This is a genomic window from Pandoraea sp. PE-S2T-3 (assembly GCF_002179965.1).
Lineage (GTDB): Bacteria > Pseudomonadota > Gammaproteobacteria > Burkholderiales > Burkholderiaceae > Pandoraea.
The window spans coordinates 1-14210 of sequence record NZ_NGUQ01000013.1 but is presented as its reverse complement, the minus strand read 5'-3'; the positions used below and the strand labels follow the sequence as shown (position 1 = coordinate 14210).

13 protein-coding genes are annotated in these 14210 nt (G+C 63.7%); 4 read left to right on the top strand and 9 right to left on the bottom strand.

The window, feature by feature from the left end; genetic code table 11:
* Nucleotides 1-239: 239 nt before the first annotated feature.
* The 3 genes from trpE to rpe all read right to left on the bottom strand — a co-directional run bounded on the left by trpE (nt 240) and on the right by rpe (nt 3628).
* A complete protein-coding gene (gene trpE, locus CDV46_RS09265) occupies nt 240-1745 on the bottom strand; it encodes an anthranilate synthase component I (RefSeq protein WP_087722385.1) in 1506 nt (501 codons plus the stop codon).
* A 442-nt stretch (nt 1746-2187) separates the two neighbouring features.
* Nucleotides 2188-2907: a phosphoglycolate phosphatase gene (locus CDV46_RS09260; protein WP_087686189.1), complete on the bottom strand. Its 720-nt coding sequence runs from the start codon at nt 2905-2907 to the stop codon at nt 2188-2190.
* A 10-nt stretch (nt 2908-2917) separates the two neighbouring features.
* Nucleotides 2918-3628, bottom strand: coding sequence for a ribulose-phosphate 3-epimerase (rpe, locus tag CDV46_RS09255; protein WP_087686188.1), 711 nt, complete (start codon nt 3626-3628; stop codon nt 2918-2920).
* A 219-nt stretch (nt 3629-3847) separates the two neighbouring features.
* Between rpe and apaG the strand changes: the two genes are divergently transcribed.
* Nucleotides 3848-4222 (top strand): Co2+/Mg2+ efflux protein ApaG, encoded by a 375-nt coding sequence (gene apaG, locus CDV46_RS09250; protein ID WP_058376217.1) that lies wholly within the window; start codon nt 3848-3850, stop codon nt 4220-4222.
* 55 nt (nt 4223-4277) lie between these two features.
* Here apaG and CDV46_RS27080 read toward each other — a convergent pair whose 3' ends face one another.
* Nucleotides 4278-4550 carry a hypothetical protein gene (locus CDV46_RS27080; RefSeq protein ID WP_176399042.1) on the bottom strand — a complete coding sequence of 91 codons (273 nt, stop codon included), beginning with the start codon at nt 4548-4550 and terminating at the stop codon, nt 4278-4280.
* On the opposite strand from CDV46_RS27080, the gene mltA reads away from it, so the two are divergent.
* Entirely contained in the window at nt 4549-5691 is a 1143-nt protein-coding gene (gene mltA, locus CDV46_RS09245; RefSeq protein WP_249277345.1) for a murein transglycosylase A, read from the top strand. The two genes, CDV46_RS27080 and mltA, sit on opposite strands and share 2 nt — an antisense overlap.
* Nucleotides 5692-5765: 74 nt before the next feature.
* Here mltA and paaK read toward each other — a convergent pair whose 3' ends face one another.
* The 5 genes from paaK to paaN all read right to left on the bottom strand — a co-directional run bounded on the left by paaK (nt 5766) and on the right by paaN (nt 11691).
* Nucleotides 5766-7061, bottom strand: a complete 1296-nt coding sequence (gene paaK, locus CDV46_RS09240; protein ID WP_058376214.1) for a phenylacetate--CoA ligase PaaK — start codon at nt 7059-7061, stop codon at nt 5766-5768.
* Nucleotides 7062-7141: 80 nt separating this feature from the next.
* Nucleotides 7142-7606: a hydroxyphenylacetyl-CoA thioesterase PaaI gene (gene paaI, locus CDV46_RS09235; RefSeq protein WP_140413332.1), complete on the bottom strand. Its 465-nt coding sequence runs from the start codon at nt 7604-7606 to the stop codon at nt 7142-7144.
* 126 nt (nt 7607-7732) lie between these two features.
* Nucleotides 7733-8515: a 2-(1,2-epoxy-1,2-dihydrophenyl)acetyl-CoA isomerase PaaG gene (gene paaG / locus CDV46_RS09230; RefSeq protein WP_087722384.1), complete on the bottom strand. Its 783-nt coding sequence runs from the start codon at nt 8513-8515 to the stop codon at nt 7733-7735.
* Between the two features lie 86 nt (nt 8516-8601).
* Nucleotides 8602-9804 carry a 3-oxoadipyl-CoA thiolase gene (pcaF, locus tag CDV46_RS09225; protein WP_087686186.1) on the bottom strand — a complete coding sequence of 401 codons (1203 nt, stop codon included), beginning with the start codon at nt 9802-9804 and terminating at the stop codon, nt 8602-8604.
* A gap of 192 nt (nt 9805-9996) precedes the next feature.
* Nucleotides 9997-11691, bottom strand: coding sequence for a phenylacetic acid degradation protein PaaN (paaN, locus tag CDV46_RS09220; protein WP_087722383.1), 1695 nt, complete (start codon nt 11689-11691; stop codon nt 9997-9999).
* 501 nt (nt 11692-12192) lie between these two features.
* Here paaN and CDV46_RS09215 point away from each other — a divergent pair.
* Together CDV46_RS09215 and CDV46_RS09210 are read left to right on the top strand one after the other, a co-directional pair.
* The gene (locus CDV46_RS09215) at nt 12193-12972 is read left to right on the top strand and encodes an enoyl-CoA hydratase (protein ID WP_058376209.1); all 780 of its coding nucleotides are present in this window, start codon (nt 12193-12195) and stop codon (nt 12970-12972) included.
* Between the two features lie 82 nt (nt 12973-13054).
* Nucleotides 13055-13855 carry a basic amino acid ABC transporter substrate-binding protein gene (locus tag CDV46_RS09210; RefSeq protein ID WP_087722382.1) on the top strand — a complete coding sequence of 267 codons (801 nt, stop codon included), beginning with the start codon at nt 13055-13057 and terminating at the stop codon, nt 13853-13855.
* Nucleotides 13856-14210 lie beyond the last annotated feature (355 nt).

The following is a 14210-nucleotide window of genomic DNA, read 5'->3' as shown; positions in this document are numbered from 1 at the left end:
GACGTCAATCGGCGTATACCAAAGTGGCCGAAAAAAAGCGAACGGTTGTGCTAAATCAACAAGGGCCCCGAATCGAGTAGAGGATCGATTCGGAGCCCTGCTTATTGCGTCTGTTTATTGCGTCTGTTTATTCGTATGCAATATATGTAAAGCGATCGCGTTTCAAACAGCAACCGGCTTCACTTTGGTGCAACGCGTTCATGGCAGCGTTGCACCGTTGTGCAGATCCGTTGTGCAGATCAGTACTCGGCGTCGAGTCCGTCCTGCACTTGCTCGGCCGCGCGTAACACGGCGCGTGCCTTGTTCTCCGTCTCTTGCCATTCCGATTCGGGGACCGAGTCGGCCACGATACCGGCGGCGGCTTGCACATAGAGATTGCCGTCCTTCACGATGCCCGTGCGAATGGCGATCGCCACGTCCATCTCGCCACCGAACGACAAGTAACCCACGGCGCCGCCGTACAAGCCACGCTTGACGGGTTCGAGTTCGTCGATCAGCTCCATGGCGCGAACCTTCGGTGCACCCGTGAGCGTGCCGGCCGGGAAGGTGGCGCGCAGCACGTCGATGTTCGACAAGCCGTCTTGCAGGCGGCCTTCGACCGAGCTCACGATGTGCTGCACGTGCGAGTACTTCTCGATGATCATCTTGTCGGTGACTTCGACCGTGCCGGTTTGCGCGATACGGCCCACGTCGTTGCGTGCCAGGTCGATGAGCATGACGTGTTCGGCAATTTCCTTCGGATCGCCAAGCAATTCAGTGGCTAGTTCCGCGTCGCGCTCGGGCGTGGCACCACGCGGGCGGGTGCCGGCGAGCGGGCGGATCGTGACGATTTCATGCACGCCATCCGGCGTTTGACGACGCTCCTGACGCACGAGGATCTCGGGCGACGCGCCGACCACCTGAAAGTCGCCGAAATTGTAGAAGTACATGTACGGCGACGGGTTGAGCGAGCGCAGTGCGCGATACAGCGAGAGCGGCGAGTCGCGATACGGCTTGATCAGGCGTTGGCCAACTTGCACCTGCATCAGCTCACCGGCAGCGATGGCTTCCTTGGCCTTCGCGACGGCCGCCAGATAGTCCGGCTTGGCGAATTCGCGGAAGGTCTCGGTGCGCACGCTGCCGGAGGTAACCGGCGCGTCGACCGGCGCCTTCAGGCGCGCGCGCAGATCGCGCAGTCGCAGGCGCGCCTTCGAATAGGCTTCGGGCTGCGTCGGGTCGGCATAGATGATGAGGTAGAGCTTGCCGGTCAGGTTGTCGATTACGGCGAGTTCTTCCGTGAGCAGCAACTGGATGTCGGGCAGGTTCAGGTCGTCACGCGGCGCGGTGTGGGCGAGTTTCTTCTCGATGTAGCGCACGGCGTCGTAGCCGAAGTAACCGGCGAGGCCGCCGGCAAAGCGCGGCATGCCCGGGCGCAGCGCCACTTTGAAGCGCGCCTGAAACTGCGTGATGAACTCGAGCGGGTCGCCTTCGTGTGTTTCGACGACGACGCCGTCGCGTACCACTTCGGTCTTGGGGCCAAAGCTGCGCAGCAGCGTGTGGGCCGACAGTCCGATGAACGAGTAGCGGCCGAAGCGCTCGCCGCCGACGACCGATTCGAGCAGGAAGGTGTTCGCACCGCGCCGGTCGCCCAAGGCCAGCTTGAGATAGAGCGAGAGCGGCGTGTCGAGATCGGCGAAGGCTTCGGCGATCAGGGGAATGCGGTTATAGCCTTCGTTGGCCAGCGATTTGAATTCGAGTTCGGTCATGGTGCACTCTGCCTGCAAGTTTGCCGGCGGGTGGTCCCGCAGATTCGGCGTGGATTGGCGTTAAGAAAACCTGAAAGGTATTTCGGGGAGGCCGACCTGCGGTCGAACTGCATCGCTCGTGCACCCCTCGTCGGTTGCCGGTCCGCGCACGCACCGTCAATACGCGCAAGCGTACGGCGGTGCGACGACAGAATCGTGTTTTGACGAAGACGCGCGCCGTGCAAAACGGCGCGTGAGTGCAGTAAATCTTGGGAACAACAACGATGCAAGAAACGGGTTGCTGAAGACGAGCTCCAGCGGTCCCGGCCACCCTGTGAGAAGGGTTTAGCAGGACCAGCGTCGCCAGGGCCAGGCCCCCCGGTCGATCACGCTCAGACTCCGTTTCTTGTTCAGGAACATGCGTTTGAATGCAGTGTGGAAGTTGGCAATGCGCTGAAGGGTTTCAGCCAGCCAGTGAGGGCGTCGCCTTGGGCACGATGGCCCGGGCAGCGCCCAGAATTGAGCCGACTATACCATCGGTGTCAATCGTTTGTATAGATTCGCCATGGTTGTAGCCGTACGGCACCGTGAGCGACCGGCAGCCCGCTGCGCGCGCCGCCTGAGCGTCGTTGCCCGAGTCGCCGACGAGCACCGCCTGTGCCGGTGCCACCCCGAACGCTTCGCACGCTTTCACGAGCGGCATCGGGTCGGGCTTGCGCTTGGGCCACGAATCGCCGCCGTAGACGAGATCGAACTGATCGAGCAGACCGTAGTGCTCGAGCAGGCCGATGGCGAAGCGATGCTGCTTGTTGGTGATGCAGGCCACCGGCAACCCGGCGGCGCGCAATGCCGCCAGACCCTCGCGCACTTCCGGGTAGAGCGCCGTGTTCTCGCCGTTAATCGACGTGTAGACGGCTTCGTACGTGTCTTGGGCGCGGCTGAAATGAGCGTCGATCTCGGGCTCGGAGAAGCGCTCCGCGAGCGTCTTGCGCACCAGATTGGCGGTGCCCTTGCCCACGAACGTCATCAGGCGCTCGGCCGGCACGGGGGCAGCCCCCAAGTCGGCCAGCATGGCGTTGAGTGCAACGCCGAAGTCGCCGGCGGTGTCGACGAGGGTGCCGTCGAGGTCGATCAGCACCGCGCGGATGCCGTCCAGATGAATATCGTTCGGGGGCAGGGACATGGTGTCGGCCTTACTTCGTGGCGGGGTTGGCGTTCGCAGCGTTCGCCACACTGGCCAGCTCTGCGCGCATCTGGTCGATTACCGCCTTGTAGTCGGGTTTGCCGAAAATGGCCGAACCGGCCACGAACGTGTCGGCACCGGCCGCAGCGATCTCGGCAATGTTGTCGACCTTCACGCCGCCGTCGATTTCCAGACGGATTTCACGGCCGGTCTCGGCGGTGTAGGCGTCGATACGGGCACGCACCGCGCGCAGCTTGTTGAGCGCTTCGGGAATGAACGACTGGCCACCGAAGCCCGGGTTGACCGACATGATGAGGATCATGTCGAGGCGGTCCATCACATGATCGAGGTAGTTCAGCGGCGTGCCCGGGTTGAACACGAGGCCGGCCTTGCAGCCGTTGTCGCGAATCAGGCCCAGCGTGCGGTCGATGTGTTCCGAGGCTTCCGGGTGGAACGTGATCAGATTGGCACCGGCCTTGGCGAAGTCCGGCACGATGCGGTCAACCGGGCGTACCATCAGGTGCACGTCGATGGGCACGTCCACGTGGGGGCGGATCGCTTCGCAGACCAGCGGGCCGATGGTCAGGTTGGGAACGTAATGGTTGTCCATCACGTCGAAGTGAATCCAGTCGGCACCGGCGGCCACGACGTTACGGACTTCTTCGCCCAGCCGGGCAAAGTCGGCGGACAGGATGCTGGGGGCGATGCAGAATTGCGTCATGGCGTGAGGGGGCTGGAGCGTCAAAAGCGCTATTTTAAAGCTTTCGCCTGACGCCTGTCTGAAAGCCGGTTGCCCCGTGCGACGACTTGCCGCAGAATGCCTTGCAAATCAATACGACACGCGCTGGACGCGCGGCAGGTGCCCGAATCGAGGGTATCGGCGCCGCCAGCGTGACCAGACAGACCCAAATACCGCACGTATGCGCAATAGGAACACCCGATGAGCCAGTATGAATTTACCGTCACGGTGCGCCCGCAATACTTGCCCGAGCAGTCGGAACCGGATCGGCGGCAATTTGCCTTTGCCTACACGATCACGATTCGCAACAGCGGGGAAGTGCCTGCGCAATTGATCTCGCGCCATTGGGTCATCACCGACGGCGACAACAAGGTGCAGGAAGTCAATGGCCTGGGCGTGGTTGGGCATCAACCGTTCCTGCAACCGGGCGAACAGTTCGAATACACGAGCTGGGCCATGGTCGGTACGCCGGTCGGCACCATGCGCGGCGAGTATTTCTGCGTGGCCGAGGACGGCACGCGCTTTGAAGCGCCAATCGCCGAATTTGCGCTCACCATGCCGCGCACCCTGCATTGAGGGTGAGGGGCGGCATGAGCGAGGCGGGGAACGCAGGGAAGGCGGAGCAGGAAGATCAGCGGCGGTCGTCGGACCAGTCTTCGCGTTTGAGCGGGTCGTCCAGCGGCTTGGTCGACGTGCGCTCCGCCGGGTCACCGGCATCGATGCCGTCGACCGTATCGCTCGGCATCGGTCTGATCGGACGCGCCGGCGCTTCCCGCATCTGGCGCACCCGGCGCGTGGGCGAGGGCCTGCGGCGCATCACAACAATTGCGGCGACGATCACGATCGCCAGCAAGACTTCCGGCAAGACCAGCAAGGCCGGATATTCATCGAACAAATTACCCATGATGCTTTCCCTGAATGTGTTCGGGCGGTGGCGTGCCGGCCGGGGCCTGGCGCTCGCCGCGTTTGCCGCATTGCTGTACGGATGTTCGAGTGTGCCGCCGAAGGACGCCTATCGTCCAGGCACACCGCCGTCGAACGTGCCTTCGCCACCGACGGGGGCTGGCCGCATGCAGGCCGTGTCGTGGTCGCAAGTCGACGGCTGGCAGGACGATTCGCTGATCGGCGCACGGCTTGCGCTTGCGCAAACCTGCGTCAAGCTGGGCCGGCAGAGCACGTGGCAGCCGGCCTGCCGCGCGTCCGAACGTCTCGACGATCTGGACCCGGCTTCGGTACGCCAGTTCTTCGAGCAATACTTTACGCCGTTTCGCATCGCCAACTCCGACGGCACGCAATCGGGCCTGATCACCGGCTATTACGAACCGCTGCTGCATGGCTCGCGCGTGCGCACCGGTATCTACCAGACGCCGCTCTACCGCTGGCCCGCCGGACGCAAGGTGGGCTCGCTGCCCGCGCGCGCTGAACTTAACCGCAGCGGCATCCTGCGGGGCAACGAGCTGGTCTATGTGGACGACCCCATCGAAGCGTTCTTCCTGCAAGTACAGGGCTCCGGTCAGGTGCTGCTCGACGACGGCACCGTGATGCGCGTGGGTTACGGCGGCAACAACGATCAGCCGTACAAGTCGATCGGCCGCTGGCTCATCGATCGTGGCGAGATCACCGCCGCACAGGCGACCATGCAGGGCATTCGTGCCTGGGCGCGCGCCAATCCGTCGCGTGTCGATGCGCTGCTCGACGTGAACCCGCGCTTCGTGTTCTTCCGCGAGATGCCGAATCACGGCGTGGGCGGTATCGAAGGGCCTGTCGGTGCCTTGGGCGTGCCGCTGACCGCCGAGCGCTCGATTGCCGTTGACCCCGCGTCGATTCCGCTCGGCAGCCCGGTGTTTCTCTCGACCACCCGTCCGCCGTTCGGGCCGCAAGCCAACGCGCCGATCAACCGCCTGATGTTCGCGCAGGATACCGGCAGCGCCATCAAGGGCGGCGTGCGCGCCGACTTCTTCTGGGGGCTGGGTGACGACGCCGGCGATCTGGCGGGCCGCATGCGCCAGAGTGGCCGCATGTGGGTGTTTCTGCCGAATCAATGAAAGACGCCCGATGAAAAAAGCCCGCGAGTTTCGCGGGCTTTTTTCTTAGTAACGACTGGCGAGGAATGCGTCGCTCAACGCGGACGCTTATCCACCACCCGGCGTGCCTTGCCGACCGAGCGCTCGATGCCGCCCACCGGACGCACGCGCACCGCGCACGACACGCCGATCAGCGTCTTGATGTCGCGCTTGAGCTCGCTGCCTGCCGACTTCAGTGCCGCATCGTCATGGCAGCCCACGGCGGCTTCGACGTCCACTTCCATCGTGTCCATCGGGCCTTCCTTGTCCAGCACGATCTGATAGTGCGGCGAGAGCACCGGCTGGCGCAGCAGCAACTCTTCGATCTGCGACGGGAAGACGTTCACGCCACGGATGATCATCATGTCGTCCGAGCGGCCGGTGATCTTTTCCATGCGGCGCATCGTGCGTGCCGTACCCGGCAGCAGACGCGTCAGGTCGCGCGTGCGGTAACGGATGATCGGCAGCGCTTCCTTCGTGAGCGACGTGAACACCAGTTCGCCGAATTCGCCATCGGGCACCACTTCGCCGGTTTCCGGATCGATGATTTCGGGGAAGAAATGATCTTCCCAGATCGTCGGGCCGTCCTTGGTTTCCGCGCATTCGCACGCCACACCCGGGCCCATCACTTCCGACAAGCCGTAGATGTCGACCGCGTCGATGCCCATGCGCTTCTCGATCGCCAGACGCATGTCGTTGGTCCACGGCTCGGCGCCGAAGATACCGATGCGCAGCGACGACTCGGAGGCCGCCATGCCCTGACGCTCAAGCTCGTCGGCAATCGCGAGCATGTAGCTCGGTGTGACCATGATGATGTCGGGCTTGAAGTCCTGAATCAGCTGCACCTGCTTCTCGGTCTGGCCGCCGCCGAACGGAATCACCGTCAGGCCGGCACGTTCGGCACCGTAGTGGGCGCCAAGGCCGCCCGTGAACAGGCCGTAGCCGTAGCTCACATGCACCTTGTCGCCGCGACGTGCGCCCGAGGCGCGAATCGAGCGCGCCACCAGATCGGCCCACGTGCTGATGTCGTTGGCCGTGTAACCGACCACCGTCGGCTTGCCCGTCGTGCCCGACGAGGCGTGAATGCGCGAGACCTGTTCCATCGGCACGGCAAACATGCCGAACGGATAGCTGTCGCGCAGATCCTTCTTGGTCGTGAACGGGAACTTGGCCAGATCGGCCAGCGTGTTCAGATCATCCGGATGGACGCCGGCCTCGTCGAACTTGCGCCGGTACACCGGCGAGTTCTCATAGGCATGCCGCAGCGTGGTCTTCAGGCGTTGGAGCTGAAGGGCGCGCAGTTCGTCGAGGCTCGCTTTCTCGATCGGATCGAGCGGCAAGGCGGTGGTCATGTCTGTCTCCTTGGGGCTTACGTCTTACACATACTGTTGGTTTTGCTCGCGAGCACGGGCTCGCGCACTGCCAGACGGCGTCAGATGACGCTGCCCTTGATCTGGGCGGATTTGCCGCGGAACATCGCTACCACTTCGCCGGCCGAGTTGGTCACGCGAATGTCGTAGATGCCGTGACGGCCCGACAGCAGTTGTTCCTGCGCTTCGGCCGTAAGCGTGTCACCGCCGGACACCGGCTTCAGGAATTCGATGCTGCAACCGGCCGCGACCGTGTTGATGTTGTAGCTGTTGCAGGCGAATGCGAAGGTCGAGTCGGCCAGCGTGAACATGAGGCCACCGTGGCAGATCGCGTGACCGTTGAGGAATTCGTCGCGCACGCGCATCGTCATGCGCGCGTAGCCCGGGCGCACTTCCTGCAACTCCATGCCGAGCCACTGGCTGGCGCGGTCGGTGCTGTACATCGCTTCGCCGGTGGCGCGGGCCAGGGCTTCGGGCGACAGGGTTTCCGGGGATGCGGCGTTTCCTGCGGGGGCGGTCAGGCTCATGGTGTCTCTCGTCTCGTCAGTCTTATTAAGTCTTCTTGTGGTCCGGTCTCTCGCGCGGCGCGTGTGGTTTTGGCGGTTCGTGTGCGTCGCTGCTTTTTCTTCGAATGCTATTTCGGTGCTGAAAAATTAACGGCCTTCGAACTTCGGCGCGCGCTTTTCCAGGAACGCGTTCACGCCTTCGGCATAGTCGTACGATGCGCCCAGCGCACGCTGGCCATCGCGCTCGAGATCGAGCTGCTGGTCGAGCGTGTTGGTGGCCGATGCGTAAAGCGCTTCCTTGATGGTGGCGAGCGCGCGCGTCGGTTGCGTCGCGAGATTCGTGGCGAGCTTGTTGGCTTCGGCCGTCAGCGCGTCGTCGTCGACACAGCGCCAGATCAGACCCCACTCGGCGGCTTGTTCCGCCGAGAGCTTGTCGCCGAGCATCGCCAACGCCATCGCCCGTGCCATGCCGATACGTTGCGGCAGGAACCACGTGCCACCCGTGTCCGGCAGCAGGCCGATCTTCACGAACGCTTGCAGGAAGTTCGCCGAACTGGCGGCAAGCACGATGTCGCAAGCCAGCGCCAGATTGGCACCCGCGCCCGCAGCGATGCCGTTCACGGCGGCAATCACCGGCATCGGCATCGCGCGCAGCTTGCGCACCAGCGGGTTGAAGTTCTCGTCGATCAGCGCGCCCAAATCGGTCGAGGCGCCCGGCGTGAAGTCGAGGTCCGCCAGATCCTGTCCCGCGCAGAAACCGCGTCCGGCGCCGGTCAGCACAATGGCGCGTGCGCCCTGTGCCTGTGCAGCGTCGAGGGCATCGCGAAGTTCGGCGTGCATCTGCCGCGTGAAGCTGTTGAGCTTCTCCGGGCGGTTGAGCGTGATCGTGGCGACGTTGGCTTCCAGCGTCAGTTGAATCGTGGCAGTCATCGGGGGCTTCCTCCGGGGGTCTCGTGCAGGCGCGTGGTCAAGTCGTCAGTTGTTATGGCCACGCGCGCCAATGGACTCAAGTGCGATCAGACACGCTCAATGGCGATGGCGATGCCCTGACCCACGCCGATGCACATCGTGCACAGGGCGTAGCGGCCACCGGTGCGGTGCAGTTGATACATCGCGGTCGTTACCAGACGGGCGCCCGAAGCGCCGAGCGGATGGCCCAGTGCAATGGCGCCGCCGTTCGGGTTCACGCGGGCATCGTCGTCGGCAATGCCGAGTTGACGCAGCACCGCCAGCCCTTGGCTCGCGAACGCTTCGTTCAATTCGATCACGTCGAACTGGTCGAGCGTCATGCCGAGTTGCTTGAGCAGCTTGAGGGTCGCCGGCGCCGGGCCGATGCCCATGATGCGCGGTGCCACACCTGCCGTTGCCATCCCCAGCACGCGAGCGCGCGGCGTCAGGCCATGCAGCTTGGCGGCGCTTTCGCTGGCCAGCAGCAGGGCGCAGGCGCCGTCGTTCACGCCCGAGGCATTGCCGGCGGTCACCGTGCCGTCCGGGCGCACGACGCCCTTGAGCTTGGCCAGCGATTCGAGGCTGGTCGCGCGCGGATGCTCGTCGTGTTCGACGACGATCGGGTCACCCTTCTTCTGGGCGATCGAGACCGGCGTGATTTCCTGAGCCAGCGTGCCGTCGGCTTGCGCGCGAGCGGCCTTCTCCTGACTGCGCAGCGCGAACAGATCTTGGTCGGCGCGGCTGATCTTGAAATCGTCGGCGACGTTCTCGGCCGTCTCCGGCATCGAGTCCACACCGTATTGCGCCTTCATCAACGGGTTGATGAAACGCCAGCCGATGGTCGTGTCGAAGATGGCGGCCTGACGCGCAAACGCGCTGTCGGCCTTGCCCATCACGAACGGGGCGCGGGTCATCGATTCGACGCCGCCGGCGATCATCAGACCGGCTTCGCCTGCCTTGATGGCGCGCGCGGCGCTGCCGATGGCATCCATGCCCGAGCCGCACAGACGGTTGAGCGTGGCGCCCGGCACGTCGATCGGCAACTCGGCCAGCAGGGCGGCCATGCGTGCGACGTTGCGGTTGTCTTCACCGGCCTGATTCGCGCAGCCGTAGATCACGTCATCGATCGCGCGCCAGTCCACGTTCGGATTGCGCGCCATGAGTGCCTTGAGGGGAATGGCACCGAGGTTGTCGGCGCGAACGTCCTTCAGGGCACCGCCGTAACGGCCGATGGGGGTGCGGATCGCGTCGCAGATAAAGGCTTCGGTCATGATGTCTCGTTCCTGTCTTGGAAGGCGGGGTTCGCGCAGGGCGGTGGCGTCGGGCAGTGATCGCCCCGGATGTCACCGGTACCACCGTGCCGCGAGGAGTCACTATGGTAGTGACTTCCCGCTGCCGGTGCGCGCGTTCGCGCTCTCTCTATATATAAGGGTGCTGTGTCGCTCGGGTGTCGTCCGACCGCCTTAGGCAGCGCCCGCGTCGGACTTGGCCGGCACGTGGTGGCGGCTCTGCACGACACGGAAGCGATTGGCCACGAAGGCCGCGTCGGCGAGGCTGGCGTTGGCGGCCGGGTTGCCGCCCGTGCCGTGGTAGTCCGAGTACGCCGCCGACTGGTTCACGAACACACCGCCGGTCAGATTCAGCGACAGGGCCACGCGGCCTTCGATGGAGGCGTCGAGTGCCTGCGCTTCTCCTTCGGCAGACGTCGTGTAGGCCGACAGCGTCAGTGCGCCATGTTCGGCGGCGATGCGGCCGGCCAGTTCGAAGGCTTGCTTGCCGCTGTCCACGGCGATCACGAAGGCGATCGGGCCGAACCATTCACGGGTGTAGACGGCTTCGTCGGCCACATCGAGCGCCACGATCAGCGGCGTGCGCACGCGGGCGTCGGCGAAGGCCGGGTGTTGCAGCGTCTGGCTGTCGAGCACGACGCGGCCGACCTTGCGGGCTTCGTCGATCCGGGCGAGCACACCTTCGTTCTGAATGGCGCCGAGCAGTTCGACGGCCTTGGCCGGGTCGCTGCACGTCTTTTGCACGCTGCCGGCAATGGCGGCGACAACGTCGTCGAACGACACCTTGCCTTCGGCCGTCTGGATGCCGTCACGCGGGATGTAGATGTTCTGCGGTGCCGTGCACATCTGGCCCGAGTACAGGGCGAGCGAGAAGCCGATGTTGCGTGCCACGCCCTTGAGGTCGTCTGCCGAGTCGATCACGATCTGGTTCACGCCGGCCTTCTCTGTGTAGACCTGCGCCTGACGGGCGTTGGTTTCGAGCCAGTCGCCGTTGGCCGTGCTGCCGGTGAAGTCGATCACGCGCACTTCGCCGCGCTTGGCCAGTTGCTGGACGATTTCGCCGTCGTTCGGGTTGGTCGCGGCGAGCGTCACCACGTCCGGATCGAAGCCGGCTTCGGCCAGCACTTCACGGGCAATCTTCACGGTGATGGCGAGCGGCAGAATCGCGCCCGGGTGCGGCTTGACGATCACGGCGTTGCCGGTGGCGAGGCTGGCGAACAGGCCGGGGTAGCCGTTCCACGTCGGGAACGTGCAGCAGCCGAGCACCAGCGCGACGCCGCGCGGCACGACGGTGTAGCGCTTTTCCATCGCGAGCGGCGGGTTCTTGCCCTGCGGCTTTTCCCAGTAGGCGTCGGCGGGAATGCGGCGCAGTTCGTCCCATGCATAGGCCACGGCTTCGAGGCCGCGATCTTGTGCGTGCGGGCCGCCGGCCTGGAACGCCATCATGAAGGCCTGACCGGTCGTGTGCATCACGGCGTTGGCCATTTCGAAGCTGCGTGCGTTCAGGCGTTTGAGAATCTCGAGCGACACACCGACCCAGGCGTCCGGGGTGGCGGCGCGGTACGTCTTGTGCGCTTCGCTCACGCGGGCGAGCAGGGTGTCGATTTCGAAGCCGGGGTAGGTCGTGCCGAGCGCGAAGCCGAACGGCGAGGCTTCCTGACCGGCGCTGCCGGTGCTGCCGCGCTGTTCGAGCGGGAAGGCGGCGTTCAGATACTGCTTGAAGGCGGCTTCACCGTCGGCAGCGGCCGTCTCGCCATAGGCGCGCGGGCTCGGCATTTCGGTAAACGGACTCCAGTAACCACGCGTGGCGATGGCCTGAAGGGCGCGCTCAAGGGTCTCTTGGTGTTTGGCGAAGAGGGGATGGGTCATGGTGGCGGGTCTATCCGTATCGGAGTGCGGCTGGCGGGTTCGCTGTCTGCCCGCACCCCCTCGCGAGCGAGGACTTGCGGGCGGCGGAGACGGCATGCTGTCATTCGGTAGCGATCAACATTAATTGACCGACCGGTTGGTTTGTTAATATAGCATCAAATCTTTCGGGCGTGGCAGGTCATGACGCCGGGTTTTCCCCGAATTTTTCGGTGGTGCGAATGGGCGGCGGGGCGACGTCTGGCGGGCCGTTTGCATGGCGGAACGGGAGATGCGTGGGCAGGGGAACGATGGCATCATGCCTATCCACTACAGTCGACGCCCGGCCGGCCGCAATCCATGGTCTGCCGCCCGCGCCGCCGCGCTGCTGCGAACCGGCAGCGTGCCCATCGCCTTATGCCTTACGGCTGTTTCCGGTGACTGCGCCGACGCTACTGTTATAAGTGTCGCGCAGATGCCAGCCCCTGAATCACAAGACGAGACTTTGACTGGAGGAACAAGAGGATGACGACGTACGAGAACATTCTGGTGGAGACGCGTGGCCGCGTCGGTCTGATCACGCTGAACCGCCCGAAGGCCCTCAACGCGCTGAACGACGCGCTGATGGATGAGCTGGGCGCTGCGCTGACGGCGTTCGACGCCGATGAGGCGATCGGCTGCATGGTGATCACGGGCAGCGAGAAGGCATTCGCGGCGGGCGCCGACATCGGCATGATGTCGAAGTACACGTTCGCCGATGTCTTCAAGGGCGACTACATCACGCGTAACTGGGAGACGGTGCGCCGCATCCGCAAGCCGGTGATCGCGGCGGTCTCGGGTTTTGCGCTGGGCGGCGGGTGTGAGTTGGCCATGATGTGCGATTTCATCATCGCTGCGGACAACGCCAAGTTCGGCCAGCCGGAAATCAAGCTCGGCGTGATCCCGGGCGCAGGCGGCACGCAGCGCCTGACGCGCGCGGTGTCGAAGGCGAAGGCCATGGACATGTGCCTGACGGCGCGTTTCATGGACGCCGCCGAAGCAGAGCGTGCCGGGCTGGTGTCGCGCGTGGTGCCGGTCGCGACGCTGCTCGATGAAGCGCTGGGCGCGGCCAATACGATTTGCGAATACTCGCTGCCGGTGGTGATGGCAGCCAAGGAAGCGGTGAATCGCGCTTTCGAATCGACATTGGATGAAGGCGTGCAATTCGAGCGCCGTCTGTTCCATTCGCTGTTCGCGCTTGAAGATCAGAAGGAAGGCATGGCGGCGTTTGTTGAAAAACGTAAGCCGGTTTTCAAGCATCGCTGAAATTGAGTGAGAAACTGGGACGGCCTCCTTTTTGGAGGCCGTCGTATGTTAGGCTGCCGGTTTTTTCAGCAAGGACGAGACGATGTCGATGAAGCGACGTGCATTTGCGCTGGCCCTGGTAGTGTCTTCCGGGCTGTTGTTGGGTGCCTGCGGGAAGAAAGAAGAAACGGCTGCCGGCCGCTCGGTCGGGCCGGATGGCTCCCAGCCTGTCTACGTCGTGGGTTCGGACGCGGCCTATGCGCCGTTCGAATATGAAACCGACACCCGGCAGATTGCCGGCTTCGATATCGATGTGATGAAGGCCGTCGCCGACAAGGCGGGTATTGCGGTGCGTTTCATCAACACGCCGTTCGAGGGCATTTTCAATTCACTGGTGCAGGGCGATCGCGACATCCTGATCTCGGCGATCACGATTACCGATGAGCGCCGCAAGCAAATGGACTTCTCGACGCCTTATTTCGAAGCGTCGCAACTGATTGCCGTGCCGGCCAACTCGAGCGTGAAGAGTTTTGACGATCTGAAGTCGCTCAAGGTGGGGGTACAGACGGCCACGACGGGCGATGAAGTCGTGCAGAAGCTGATGGGCAAGAACAACCCGGCGGTGAAACGCTTCGAGGGCACGCCGCTCGCCATGAAGGAACTGGAAGCCGGCGGTGTCGATGCGGTGGTGGCCGATAACGGCGTCGTGGTGAACTTCATCGCGAACAATCCCAACGCCAGCCTGCGCACCGTGGCGGACAGCAACTTCCCGAAGGAGTATTACGGGATTGCTGTGCGCAAGGGCGATGCCGAGTTGCTCGCGAAGATCAACAAAGGGATCGAAGCGATCAAGGCCGACGGCACGTACGACACCATTTATCAGCGCTACTTCGGCAAAAAGTAACCGCTCAGGTGCGTGGAATAAGGAAAAAGCCCCGTCGCGACGGGGCTTTTTCATGGCTTTTCAAATTATTTTCACAAAGTGCTTGCCAGCGTTCGGGGTTTTCACTAATATTCCGTCTCTCGCAACGACAGCGACGCAGCGAAAGCGGCGAAGCAGGAAGATGCGACGGGCTGGAAAGCCCGGTGGTTAGTGGTTTTGGAGCTTGTGAGTCGCTACGGCGACGAACGAAAAGAAGCGAAAAAAACTGTTGACGACGACGAGAAGCTGCGACATAATCTCACTTCTCTGCTGCTGATGCAGCGACGCAGAAAACGAAGCGACGGCGCGGTAATAATGCGACGAAGCGAAGTTCAAA

What these genes read in the sequence shown, in the direction of transcription:
- trpE (WP_087722385.1), bottom strand. Translation starts at nt 1,745, where the DNA reads ATGACCGAACTCGAATTCAAATCGCTGGCCAACGAAGGCTATAACCGC.
- CDV46_RS09260 (WP_087686189.1), bottom strand. Translation starts at nt 2,907, where the DNA reads ATGTCCCTGCCCCCGAACGATATTCATCTGGACGGCATCCGCGCGGTG.
- rpe (WP_087686188.1), bottom strand. Translation starts at nt 3,628, where the DNA reads ATGACGCAATTCTGCATCGCCCCCAGCATCCTGTCCGCCGACTTTGCC.
- apaG (WP_058376217.1), top strand. Translation starts at nt 3,848, where the DNA reads ATGAGCCAGTATGAATTTACCGTCACGGTGCGCCCGCAATACTTGCCC.
- mltA (WP_249277345.1), top strand. Translation starts at nt 4,549, where the DNA reads ATGATGCTTTCCCTGAATGTGTTCGGGCGGTGGCGTGCCGGCCGGGGC.
- CDV46_RS27080 (WP_176399042.1), bottom strand. Translation starts at nt 4,550, where the DNA reads ATGGGTAATTTGTTCGATGAATATCCGGCCTTGCTGGTCTTGCCGGAA.
- paaK (WP_058376214.1), bottom strand. Translation starts at nt 7,061, where the DNA reads ATGACCACCGCCTTGCCGCTCGATCCGATCGAGAAAGCGAGCCTCGAC.
- paaI (WP_140413332.1), bottom strand. Translation starts at nt 7,606, where the DNA reads ATGAGCCTGACCGCCCCCGCAGGAAACGCCGCATCCCCGGAAACCCTG.
- paaG (WP_087722384.1), bottom strand. Translation starts at nt 8,515, where the DNA reads ATGACTGCCACGATTCAACTGACGCTGGAAGCCAACGTCGCCACGATC.
- pcaF (WP_087686186.1), bottom strand. Translation starts at nt 9,804, where the DNA reads ATGACCGAAGCCTTTATCTGCGACGCGATCCGCACCCCCATCGGCCGT.
- paaN (WP_087722383.1), bottom strand. Translation starts at nt 11,691, where the DNA reads ATGACCCATCCCCTCTTCGCCAAACACCAAGAGACCCTTGAGCGCGCC.
- CDV46_RS09215 (WP_058376209.1), top strand. Translation starts at nt 12,193, where the DNA reads ATGACGACGTACGAGAACATTCTGGTGGAGACGCGTGGCCGCGTCGGT.
- CDV46_RS09210 (WP_087722382.1), top strand. Translation starts at nt 13,055, where the DNA reads ATGTCGATGAAGCGACGTGCATTTGCGCTGGCCCTGGTAGTGTCTTCC.